We start from the raw sequence: 10,786 nt of genomic DNA, 5'->3' as shown, positions 1-10,786 counted from the left end.
GCCGGGCAGGGCGCGGCGACAGGGGAGCGCGGCGACACGGGAGCGCGGCGCGTGGGAGCGCGGCAGTGGGGACGCGACGAGGCCCGCGGCCCGCTACCGCGGTGTGCCGAGGCGGTCGACGAGGTCGTGCCAGCCGGCGTCCAGCCGCTCGACGGGCATGCCGCGGGACGTGAGCAGGTACTCGACGAGCACGGTGTCGAGATAGCCCTGCAGGGTGTGCCCGGTCAGTTCGACGTCACCGGGGGCGCCCACCTGCCGGAGCAGCAGCGTCAGATGAGTGAGCCTGACCTGGTACGACGGGTTGTAGCGGCGGCTCTGCTCCCGGTGCGCGGCCATGTACAGGTCGCGATGGGCGTGCTCGTGACGTATCACGGCCGGGCCGAAGGCGCGCAGCCGCTCCAGCGGCGGGGCGTCCGGCCCCAAGGGCGGCGGGCCCGAGAGGAAGGCGGCCTGGATCTGCTGCTCGATGTGGTCGAGCAGCGACAGCATCAGCCCCCCGCGGTCGCCGAAGCGCCGGAAGACCGTCCCCTTGCCGACCTCGGCCGCGGCGGCGACGGCCTCCATGGTGACGTTCGCCGCGCCGCGCTCGGCGGCGAGTTCCGCCGCCACCTCCAGCAGGCGCTTGCGGTTCCGCGCGGCGTCGGCGCGCAGCCGCGGTGGCTCGCCCGCCGGTGTGAGCGTGAGGTCCGCGGGTCCGGCGGAGGCGTCGCGCACGGGGAAGACGGCGCGGGGCGGCTCGGTCATGGCCACAGCGTAGCGGCGGGAATGAAAGTGGACCGCAGTCCGTTTAGCTGCTACAACTTTCAACCGGACCGCGGTCCGTTTTCAGTCGGTCAAGCAGCTAGGGAGATCGCCCATGTCCGTCCGCATCCTCGCTCTGGTCGGCAGCCTCCGCGCCGGTTCGCACAACCGCCAGCTCGCCGAGGCCGCCATGAAGCACGCCCCCGAGGGCGTCGAGATCACGCTCTACGAGGGTCTGGCGGAGGTCCCCTTCTACAACGAGGACATCGACGTCGAGGGCTCGGTGCCGGAGGCCGCCGCACGCCTGCGGGCCACCGCCGCCGCGGCCGACGCGCTCCTGCTCTTCTCGCCCGAGTACAACGGCACCATCCCGGCCGTCCTCAAGAACGCCATCGACTGGCTGTCGCGCCCCCACGGCGCGGGCGCCCTGTCCGGCAAGCCGGTCGCCGTGGTCGGCACCTCGTACGGCCAGTACGGCGGCGTGTGGGCGCAGGACGAGGCCCGCAAGGCCGCCGGCATCGCCGGTGCCGCGGTCCTCACGGACGTCAAGCTCTCCATCCCGGGCTCCGTGATCCGCTTCGCCGAGACCCACCCGGCCGACGACTCCGAGGTCGTCGAGGGCCTGACCGGGGTCATCGAGCAGCTCAGCCGGGCCGGCGCCGCCGCGGCCTGACCCGCCCCACGCCGGGACCCCGGGGGCCGCCGCCCCCGGGGTCCCGGCGTCTTCCGTGGCACCGCGTGAAGCGGGGGGGCGAAGGCGTATGGCAGGGTCTTCGGGGTGATCGACAAGGACGGCGGCCGGCGCCGCGGATTCGTGCCCGCGTGCGGACTGGAGCCCGCGGACGTGGTGCTCGTCCACCGGGAGGCGTTGCGCGTCCTGCGGCCGGATCTCCACAGCGCGCACGTCGACGCCTACACCGACGGTGCCTGGCCCGACGAGGCGCTGTCCTCGTACCGGGGTGTGCTCGCCCTGGCCCGGGAGGCGGTGACAGCCGGGACGCGCTCCCGGAGGGACGACCCCGGAATGGGGATCGACATCGACGCACGGGACGACGCGCAGTTCGGCCTGCTGCTCGACCTGGCCCCGTACACGATCCACGCTTAGGCCGTGTCGTCAAATGCCCTCCCCCAACCTTCGGCCGGGGGTGCCCCCACTCGGCGACGCTCCCCCAGCTCCGCCGGGAGGTGCCCCCAGGCACGGCACTCCCCCAGCTTCGCTGGGAGGTGCCCCCACGCTGCGTTGTCGAATCGTCCGAGTAGCCCACTACGAGGACGACTCTCCGCCTTGCGATGCACCGCACCTGGGGGCACCGCCCAGCGTCAGCTGGGGGAGCCGCCGAGCCCGCCCTCCGGGCGGTGGGGGCACCTCCCAGCGGTAGCTGGGGGAGCTCATTTGACGACACGGCCTACGGCCGGTGCGGGGGACGGACGGTCTTCGTCGCGCACGACGCGGGGACCGGTCTGCGGATCGCCGTCACACGGCCGCAGGAGGCGGAACTCCTGGCGCGGCTCGCGGCACACGGGATCCCGGCCGCCGCGCTCGCGGCGCGGGGGCGATGACGGCGGTGCGGGCGGGCCGTGGACGGCCCGCCCGCACCGGTGGGGATGCGGTGCCCCCCTGTCAGCGCAGGCCGAAGGCCCGGGTCACGGTCTGGGTGACCGCGTTGCCCGCGGAGTCGTGCGCACGCGCACGCAGCGAGACGAACCGGGCCTGCTTCGGGGCGGACAGCTTGAAGCGGCCGTCGTGCCCGCAGGCGGTCTTCCGCCAGGTGCGTCCGTCGTCGTAGGACACCTCCAGCGAGACGGCCGAGAGGGTACCCGCGCCCACCGCGCCCGGGAGGTGGGCGGCGGTCACGGACAGCGTGTCGTTCCGGGCGGCCCTGCCCTCCTCGTCCGTGGCGACGCGGTAGTCGATCTGCGGCAGCGGCAGCACCGCGGCGTCGTCGCCCGACGGCGCCTTGGACGTGAACTCCCACTCGGTGCGCGTGGCGGAGGAGTAGGGGCTCACCGACGCGTCACGGCTCGCGTCCAGCACCAGGCGGTAGGGCAGCTTGCCCGCGGCCGGGGCGGTGCCCCCCATGCTGGTGTTGGTCGTGCTCCGGCCCAGGAGCGTGCCGCCCTGGTAGAGCGCCAGCGTCTGCCGCGTGCGGTCGTAGTCCATCGACATGCCGACGTGGTCCGCGCCGCCCCAGGCGGGGATGTCGAAGGCCAGCCAGCTCCCGCTGCGGGTGGGCAGCTTGTAGTTGTTGTTGAGGTACGGCCGCTCGACGGGCTTGAACCACTCCTGGGAGTGCCTGCTGCCCGCCCGGTACGTGGCGCGCGGCTCGATCTCGTACATCAGGCCGTCGACGTACGCCTCCTGGCCCCAGGAGTACCCGGGTCCGGTGGAGACCCAGTCGACCCGCCGGGAGTTCACCGGCTCCCGCATCGTCAGGCCGAGGCCCCAGTTGGAGTACACGGGCCAGTCGAAGCGGAACTCGCCGCCGCCCTTGGCCGGGTCGGGGCTGTCGAAGGTCACGTCGACCCGGGCCAGGTTCTTCGTGCCGCCCTCGACGACGAGCCGGCCCGGGATCTCGTTGTGCCACGTCCACATGAGGTCGTAGACGTACGGGCTGACCGGCTGCGAGCCGACCTTCAGGACGGCGCCCCGCGCCGACGCGCGGCGCATGAGCCGCTCGCCCTCGTCGGTGCTGAGCAGCGCGACGTCGATGGGGGCGGGCGGGAGGAAGGGGTCGCCGGTGTAGCTCCGCAGCTGGCGTCCCGGCTGGTCGTTCACGACGAGCAGGAGTCTGGCGCCCGCCGCGACCGCCGCCGCGGCCTGCTCGGCGTCGTCCACGTTCCCGTTGCGGCGCACGACCACGGCCTTGCCGCGGGCGGAAAGGCCGGCGTAGTCCGCGCTCGCGCCGTCACCGGCGGCCACCAGCGGGAACGAGTAGTTGCCCTTGGGGAGTGCGGTGACGTCCTCCTGCCGCAGGACGTCGGTGAACTCGTCGTCGCGGGTCGTCACTGACAGGGCGGGCTGCTCCTTGCGCCAGCGGGCGCCGAGGTAGAAGTCGCCGTGGGTGACCTTGTGCGTGGTGGGCTGGGCCCAGAGGCTGTCGTAGCTGGTCTGGGTCTCCATGTAGTCGCGCCATGTGCCGCCGCCCATCGCGCGGTTGTACTCCAGGCGCTGGTACGTCGCCTCGGTCGGCTGCGGTGTCGTCATCTCGACGCGCTGGAGCTTCGTCGCGTCCAGCGTCACCGTCCGGTCGCGGTCCATGACGACCTCGGGGTCGCCGAGGAGCGCCATGCCCATCGAGTGCCCGCCGTGCACCCCGCGCACGTCCTTGAAGGACAGCACCGAGTAGACGTCGTCCGGGATCCAGGTCTCCAGCCGCCCGGTCTGGTCGACGAGGTAGAACGCCGGGTCGAAGTCGCCGGAGCGCAGCACCTGGACGACGCCGGACATGGGCTTGCCTTCGCCGTCCTTGAGGACCATGGTCAGCTTGTGGGCGGCGTCGCCCAGCGACACCGCCGTGTGGGTGACCGTCTTCCCCGCCGTGTCGGCCGCGACGACCTGGCCGGACCAGCGGCCGTTGCCGGTCGCCTTCGAACCGTCGATGGCGACGGTGACCTCGGCGGTGCCGTGCGCCGGCACGACGACCTGCGACGCGGACAGCGCGAACAGCCCCGCGGGGGCGTTCGGTGCGTCGACGGACAGGGCGAGCGTCACCGGGGAACCCCCGGTGTTGGTGTACGTGACCGGGCGCCGGATCGCGGTCGCGCCGCCGCCCGCCTCCGCCTGGCCGGTGAACGCGGTCGCCGAGGCGAACACGCCGGCGCCGAGCGCCGACGGGACGTCCACCCGGCCGCTGCCCGCCTGGAACGCGTCGTACTGCGGGGTGCGCTTCGAGCTGCTCACCAGCAGGTCCTTGAGCTGGGCGCCGGTCAGCCCGGGACGCGCGGCCGCGAGCAGGGCCGCCGCGCCCGCGACGTGCGGTGTGGCCATCGAGGTGCCGCTGAGCGTCTGGTAGCTGCCCTCGCCCTCGGGCGCGTACTGCGAGCGGGCGGCCAGGACGTCGACGCCCGGGGCGGTGATCTCCGGCTTGAGGCCGCCGTCGCCGACGCGCGGACCCTGGCTGGAGAACCAGGCCATCTCGTCGGAGGAGTCGACGGCTCCCACGGTGAGCGCGGCGTCCGCCGCGCCCGGCGCGCCGATGCTGCCGGGCGTGCCCATGTTGCCCGCGGCGATCACGAACAGCGCACCGGTCTGCGCGCTCAGGCGGTCGACCGCGGCGCTGAGGGGATCCGTGCCGTCGGAGGGGTTCTCGGAGCCCAGGCTCATGCTCACGATGTCCGCGTCCTGGTCGACCGCGGCCCACTCCATGCCCGCCAGCACCCAGGAGTCCTGGCCGGAGCCCGTGTCGGCCAGCACCTTGCCGATGTGGAGGTCGGCGCCGGGGGCGACGCCCTTCTCCTTGCCGTCGGAGGCGGCGCCGGTGCCGGCGATGGTGGAGGCGACGTGGGTGCCGTGCCCGTTGCGGTCGGTCACGTCCTGGTCCGGGACGAAGCTGTGCGTGGCCGTGATCCGGCCTGACAGGTCGGGGTGCCCGGTGTCGACGCCGGTGTCGAGGACGGCGACGTCGACGCCCTTGCCCGTGTCGCCGGCCGCCCAGGCCTGCGGGGCGCCGATCTGGGCGGTGGTGTCGGCGAGATCGGCCTCGACCTTGCCGTCGAGCCAGATGCGGGCGATGCCCGAGCCGAAGGAGGGGGCGGCGCCGGCGCCGGTCTTGGCGGCCCGCGCTCCGGCCCCGGACGCGGAGGTGACGGACCGCCAGAAGTCGGCGGAGAGGTCCCGGTCCTCGGTGAGGGCCGCGCCCTGGACGCTGCTGAGGTCCCGGACCCGGGTGGCGCCGCGGGGCGTCGTGGAACGCAGGCCGGCGGAGGCGCTGTCGTAGGAGACGATCAGCGGCAGGTGGTCGCGGTGGGCGTCGTCGTAGCCGTCCGCGACGAGCTTGCTGATGTTGAACAGACGCCGGTCCAGCGTGCCCGCCGCCACGTAGGGGAGGGCGGACTCGGGATAGACGTACAGGTCGCCGCGCGACTCCATGATGTGCGCGCGGGCCTTGCCTCCGTCGGCGCCGCGCAGCTCGACGGTGCCTCCGGCGGCTCCGGACTGCCGGGTGATAACGATGTCACCGGTGATCAGGGTGACCGTGTGAACGCCCGGGGGGACGTTGCTCCGCGGCGCCGGGGCGTCGGACCCGGTGCTCGCGGGCTCGGCGGCGTGGGCGGCGGAGAGTGCGGCGGGCTGCGCCAATGACAGGAGGGCGGCGCCGGCGGCGGCGAACACGCCCCAGCGGCCTGGTGATGGTCTCAAGGGATTCCCTGGCAGTTCCGTCGGGCCGGGTCGGCCCGGAAACGGTTAGGACTGCCCCGGTGGGGGCGGTGGCATCCTGGCCCCAAAACCCGTGGACGGAGGCCCGGCGTGCACGGTGATCTTCGCCACGTCCGCTGTGCCGTCCGGTGGGTTTGGGTCCGTCAATCCCGCTCCCACGTGCGGGAGTTGTCCGCCGTGCCGGTGGCGCGGCGCACGGTGCCGTCCGGCCGGGCGCCGGAGGGCGAGCGGCTCGCCGCGGTCGCCCCGGTGTCGCGCTGCGCCGCCCGGTGCCATCCGTACTGCTAGAAAGGGAAGGAAATTCGCATACAGGGCAAAAAGGAAAGGGGGTCGACGTGGACTACGCCGCGTCCTTCGGAGCCGGCCTGGTCGTCGGCATCATGTACGGCCTGCTCAGGGTGCCGTCCCCCGCGCCGCCGTTCGTCTGCCTCGTCGGCCTGGCAGGCATCCTGGTCGGATACTCCGTGCCGGGGTGGTTGGTGTGAGGACCCTGCTCTCCAGATGCCTCCTCGCCTTCTCCGTGGGAGCCCTGGCGGGTGTCCTGTACTGGCTGATGGGCGTCCTGGCGCCGGCCCCGCCGTGGATCTCGCTCGCCGGTCTGCTCGGCATCCTCGCCGGTGAGGTGGCGACCCGGCGCCTGCTGACGCGCCGCCGGAACCGGCCCGCCGACCCGCCCGAGGGGCCGCCCCCGGCTACTCCCTGAGGGGCGCCCCCCGGTCCGGACCCAGCCACGTCGTCAGGGCCCACCACCAGTGGAGGGCGTCCAGCGGGTCCGCGGTGGCGTCCGCGGGTGGCTCACCGGTGATCTGCCGGAGCCGGCCGAGCCGGTAGCGCACGGTGTTGGGGTGGGTGAACAGCGCCGCCGCCGTCTGGTCCAGGCGCCGGCCGTGTTCCAGGAACGCCAGTGCCGTGAGGGCGAGTTGGCGGTGGAAGACGTCCGCCGGATCGAGGGTGCCGAGGAGCCTGCCGGCCAGGAGCGAACCCAGCAGCGGTTGTTCGGCGGTGGCGATCTCCCCGGCGAACTCCGTCAGCTCCCGCACCCCGCGCCGTCCGCGCCGGCCCCCGGCGGTCAGCGCGCGGACGCAGAGCCGATGGACGGGGGGCAGTTGGTCCAGCGGTACGGCGGGGGAGAGGACGACCAGTCCGCCCGCCGCCTCCGGCCCGAGTTCCCCGCTTCCCGGCATCCGCGGCAGCAGACCCGCCGGCCTGCCCTCGACCCGTCCGGCGATCCCGCGCAGCGCGGCGATCGCGTCCGCGAGGCGGCGGGAGGCGGCGGCGTCGAGGCCGTCCGCGACGAGGCAGTGGTACCGCCCGCCGGGCCGCAGGCCGGCCCGCGCCAGGTCCCCGGCGGCCGGCGGTGCGCCGCCGGTCAGGATCCTGCGCAGCAGCCGCGCCCGCAGGCCGTCGGACGCGGGCGGCAGTTCCTGCTCGGCCGTGCGGTAGCCGTTGATCACATGGCGTTCGACGGCGTCGCCGTACTCCTTGAGCCGCAGGACGGCGGAGAGCAGCATGCCGTCGGGCACGCCGGCCGACCTGCTGCGGTCGACGGCGATCTCCACCGTGCGGGTCAGGGCCGCCTGGACGCCGCGCAGCACCGAGGTGATGGGGACGCCCTGCTCGGCCCGGTCGGTGCCGAGCAGCAGCGCGGCGGCGAAGTCCTGCCCGTCCACGCCGCCGAACGTGCCGAGCCAGGGGCCGGCCGCCGCGACGATGGCCGTGACGTGCCGCAGGGTCTCCGCCTCGCCGAGCCGGGCGACGTCGGGGGAGTGGGTCCGCGCGGCGTGGACGAGCTGACGTCGTACGCCGGCGTCGCCGGCCATGTCCCGCAGGATCCCGGCGACGGGCTCGGGCTGGTGGGTGACCGTCAAGAGCCCCGCCCCTTCCGCGACCGAACGCTGTGGCCGGGCGACAACCGGGTGCGCGCGCGTTGGCGGCCGGCCACTACCGCATTGTCATGACCACCTGATTACCTGTCGGCTACCGAAGGTAACAGCAAGGTCATCCGGGCAACACCCTTCGCGCATCCCCCCGCACCCTCCGGAAGGCACGCCATGGAGACAGTGACAGACCCCGCCATGCCCAGCCGGCGCCGTGTCCTGACGGCGGCGGGAGGCGTGCTCGCCGGGGCCGCCGCCCTCGCGCAGGCGGTCCCGGCCCACGCCGCCGCCTCCCAGGACGCCGACGTGATCGTCATCGGACACGGCCTGGCGGGCCTGGTCGCGACCGCCGAACTGGCCGACAAGGGGCGCAAGGTGCTCCTCCTCGACCAGGAACCGGAGACCAACCTGGGCGGCCAGGCGTTCTGGTCCTTCGGCGGGCTGTTCCTCGTCGACTCCGCCGAACAGCGGCTGATGGGCATCAAGGACTCCCGCGAGCTGGCGTGGCAGGACTGGCAGGGTGCGGCCGGCTTCGACCGCGACGTCGCCGACCCCCGCGGCCAGGACCACTGGGCCTACAAGTGGGCCGAGGCCTACGTTGACTTCGCCGCGGGGGAGAAGCGGTCCTGGCTCCACCAGCAGGGCGTGCGCTGGTTCCCGATCGTCGGCTGGGCCGAGCGGGGCGGCGGCCTCGCGGACGGCCACGGCAACTCGGTGCCGCGGTTCCACGTCACCTGGGGGACCGGCCCGGCCGTCGTCGAGCCCTTCGAGAAGCGGGTGCGGGCCGCGGCCGCCAGGGGGCTGGTGAGCTTCAGGTTCCGGCACCGCGCCGACGAGCTCGTGCGCACCGCGGGCGCCGTGACCGGGGTCCGCGGAGCCGTCCTGGAGCCGAGCAACGCCCCCCGCGGTACCCGCAGTTCGCGGACCGTCGTCGGCGACTTCGAACTGCGCGCCCCGGTCGTGATCGTGACCTCGGGCGGTATCGGCGCCAACCATGACCTGGTGCGGCAGAACTGGCCGGCGCGGCTCGGCGCACCGCCCAAGAACATGATCTCCGGGGTGCCCGAGCACGTGGACGGCCGCATGCTCGCCATCACCGAGCGGGCCGGCGGGCGGATCGTCAACCCGGACCGCATGTGGCACTACACCGAGGGCCTGCAGAACTACGCCCCGATCTGGGCGAAGCACGGCATCCGCATCCTCCCCGGCCCCTCCTCGCTGTGGCTGGACGCCACCGGCAGGCGCTTCTCCGCCCCCGACCTGCCGGGGTACGACACCCTCAGCACGCTCAAGGCGATCACCGGCACCGGGTACGACTACTCCTGGTTCGTGACCACCCAGAAGATCCTGGCGAAGGAGTTCGCCCTCTCCGGCTCCGAGCAGAACCCGGACCTCACGAACAAGGACATCCCGCTCACCCTCTCCCGGCTGTGGCAGACCCCGGAGCCCATCGAGCGGTTCAAGAGGAACGGCGCCGACTTCGTGGTCTCCTCCTCGCTGCCCGCGCTCGTGGCCGGGATGAACCGCCTGACCGGCGAGGAGCTCATCGACCTGGCCGACCTCAGGCGGCAGATCGATGCCCGGGACCGCGAGATCGACAACCCGTACACCAAGGACGCCCAGGTGATGGGGATACGCAACGCCCTCGCCTACCCGGGGGACTTCCTCAGCCGCACCGCCACGGCGCACAAGATCATGGACCCCGCCGCGGGACCGCTGGTCGCGGTGCGCCTGAACATCCTCACCCGCAAGACGCTCGGCGGTCTCCAGACCGACCTGTCCGGCCGGGTGCTGGACGCGGACGGGGCGCCGGTGCCGGGTCTGTACGCCGCGGGCGAGGTCGCCGGCTTCGGCGGCGGCGGTGTCCACGGCTACCGCTCCCTGGAGGGCACGTTCCTCGGCGGCTGCCTCTTCTCCGGCCGCCAGGCCGGCCGTGCGGCGGCGGCCGCGACGGCGACCTGAGGGCAGGGGCCGCACCATGCATCTGACGGGAGATGCCGGTGGTTCGGCTTTCCCGCCGTCTCGCGCCCTTCGGGCGCAAAGCGGCGGGCTGCGGATGGGGAGGGTGGGGCCGGTCTCCCGGTGTGCGGTCCGCGGGTGGGTGTGTGGTGGGGGTTCAGGCTCCTGAGCGCGGCCGGCTGTTCATCGGCTACAGGTCTCGTCGCCGTCCGCGGGTACAGATGGCCGGTTGCCACGCCCACCGTTCGTGGGTGGCGCGCCCGCCGTAACCGGCGTCTGCGGGTGCTTCCCCGACATCGGGCCCTGTTCCACCGAACATGTCGGCGAAAGCGAGCCCGATCTCCCGCCCACCACCCAACAGCACCCCGAATCAGCCGCAGCCGCCGGTTACGGCGGGCGCGCCCACCACCGGGAGTGGGCGTGGAAGCGGCCATCTGCACCCGCGGACGGCAACGAGACCCCGGCCAACGGACACGCGACCGCTCCAGAGCCCGAACCCCAGCCACCCACCACCCGCACAACGCCGCCAAGGCACCGTCCCCACCCTCCCGTCCGCAGCCCGCCGCTTTGCGCCCGAAGGGCGCGAGACGAACCCGCACCCACCCACCGGCGCCGCACCCACCCACCCCCCCCGCCGTCCTCGCGCGACCGCGTCCGGGGCGGCCGGAACGCTGATCGATTTCGGACAAGATTTGATGCCGCCATGACAAATCGATCCCCTCGCTGTCACGCTGTGTCGACACCCGCACACGGACAGCGTCATCCCGCACTGCGAGCTCCGCCCCGTCCGGCCCACCCCGCCGGCGGGACCGCACGGCCACCGTCAGCCGAC

8 protein-coding genes are annotated in these 10,786 nt (G+C 73.7%); 5 read left to right on the top strand and 3 right to left on the bottom strand.

Features of this window, described 5'->3' with window-relative positions:
• Window positions 1–93: 93 nt before the first annotated feature.
• Window positions 94–744 (bottom strand): TetR/AcrR family transcriptional regulator, encoded by a 651-nt coding sequence (locus CHF15_RS13215; protein ID WP_179279768.1) that lies wholly within the window; start codon window positions 742–744, stop codon window positions 94–96.
• A gap of 112 nt (window positions 745–856) precedes the next feature.
• On the opposite strand from CHF15_RS13215, the gene CHF15_RS13210 reads away from it, so the two are divergent.
• Window positions 857–1,414 (top strand): NAD(P)H-dependent oxidoreductase, encoded by a 558-nt coding sequence (locus CHF15_RS13210; RefSeq protein WP_089223928.1) that lies wholly within the window; start codon window positions 857–859, stop codon window positions 1,412–1,414.
• A 105-nt stretch (window positions 1,415–1,519) separates the two neighbouring features.
• Window positions 1,520–1,846, top strand: coding sequence for a hypothetical protein (locus CHF15_RS13205; protein WP_089223927.1), 327 nt, complete (start codon window positions 1,520–1,522; stop codon window positions 1,844–1,846).
• Window positions 1,847–2,362: 516 nt separating this feature from the next.
• Here the strand turns inward: CHF15_RS13205 and CHF15_RS13200 are convergent.
• Window positions 2,363–6,100, bottom strand: coding sequence for a S8 family serine peptidase (locus tag CHF15_RS13200; RefSeq protein ID WP_245938807.1), 3,738 nt, complete (start codon window positions 6,098–6,100; stop codon window positions 2,363–2,365).
• Between the two features lie 353 nt (window positions 6,101–6,453).
• Here CHF15_RS13200 and CHF15_RS13195 point away from each other — a divergent pair, with 353 nt between their 5' ends.
• Together CHF15_RS13195 and CHF15_RS13190 are read left to right on the top strand one after the other, a co-directional pair.
• Window positions 6,454–6,603, top strand: a complete 150-nt coding sequence (locus CHF15_RS13195; protein WP_089223925.1) for a DUF1427 family protein — start codon at window positions 6,454–6,456, stop codon at window positions 6,601–6,603.
• Window positions 6,600–6,821, top strand: coding sequence for a DUF1427 family protein (locus CHF15_RS13190; protein WP_245938806.1), 222 nt, complete (start codon window positions 6,600–6,602; stop codon window positions 6,819–6,821). Before CHF15_RS13195 ends, CHF15_RS13190 begins: the two co-directional genes overlap by 4 nt.
• Here CHF15_RS13190 and CHF15_RS13185 read toward each other — a convergent pair.
• Entirely contained in the window at window positions 6,811–7,986 is a 1,176-nt protein-coding gene (locus CHF15_RS13185; protein WP_245938805.1) for a helix-turn-helix domain-containing protein, read from the bottom strand. The genes CHF15_RS13190 and CHF15_RS13185 overlap by 11 nt on opposite strands.
• Window positions 7,987–8,169: 183 nt before the next feature.
• Here CHF15_RS13185 and CHF15_RS13180 point away from each other — a divergent pair, with 183 nt between their 5' ends.
• Complete coding sequence (locus tag CHF15_RS13180; protein WP_089223924.1) at window positions 8,170–9,957, top strand: FAD-binding dehydrogenase; 1,788 nt, start codon at window positions 8,170–8,172, stop codon at window positions 9,955–9,957.
• Window positions 9,958–10,786 lie beyond the last annotated feature (829 nt).

The sequence above is a fragment of the Actinacidiphila glaucinigra genome, assembly GCF_900188405.1.
GTDB classification, from domain to species: Bacteria; Actinomycetota; Actinomycetes; order Streptomycetales; family Streptomycetaceae; genus Actinacidiphila; species Actinacidiphila glaucinigra.
This window is presented reverse-complemented; position numbering and strand designations above follow the sequence as displayed.